At 67.7% G+C, this 467-nt stretch carries 1 protein-coding gene; it reads right to left on the bottom strand.

All coding sequences use genetic code 11. The features are described 5' to 3' along the window. A partial coding sequence (locus BN1133_RS20325; protein WP_197273661.1) for a PPC domain-containing protein occupies nucleotides 1-467 on the bottom strand: 467 nt, incomplete at both ends.

Genomic DNA, 467 nt, shown 5'->3' with positions numbered 1-467 from the left:
TGGGGCAGCTGGTTGCAGCCCTGTTGTGCCTCCTCCTGGGTGGCCAGCAGATAGGTGCTGCTGTGGTTGGCGCGGCCGCGCACCATCAGATAGAGGGTCTGTCCCTCAACCCCTTCGAAACCACAGGCCTCGTCATTGCCCTGATTGGCCGAGCGGCAGTCATAGCGACTGGTCGAGGGGGCCTGATCCAGGGCCGCGTAGAGATCCACCTCGCCGCTGCCGCCATAGGTCTGCAGCCAGATCATGCCGGCGCCGGTGACGGGAATGCGAAAGTGTCGCTCCTCACCCTGGGCGAGGGAGAGGGGGAGTGGGCGGTCAGCCTCGAGATCCCGGGGCGGCTGGGGTTCGGGGGTGGGCTCTGGCCGGGGATCGCCCCCCTGGCATTGGCTGGTCTGCACGCCGACCTGGGCGAAGGCGTTGGCCACGTCCCCGGTCGGGTAGCCAAGCTTGGCTGCTGCCTTGCATAC

The organism is Aeromonas schubertii (genome assembly GCF_000820105.1).
Taxonomy (GTDB): domain Bacteria; phylum Pseudomonadota; class Gammaproteobacteria; order Enterobacterales; family Aeromonadaceae; genus Aeromonas; species Aeromonas schubertii.
The sequence above is the reverse complement of the archived record's forward strand: the minus strand, read 5'-3'. Positions and strand labels throughout refer to the sequence as shown.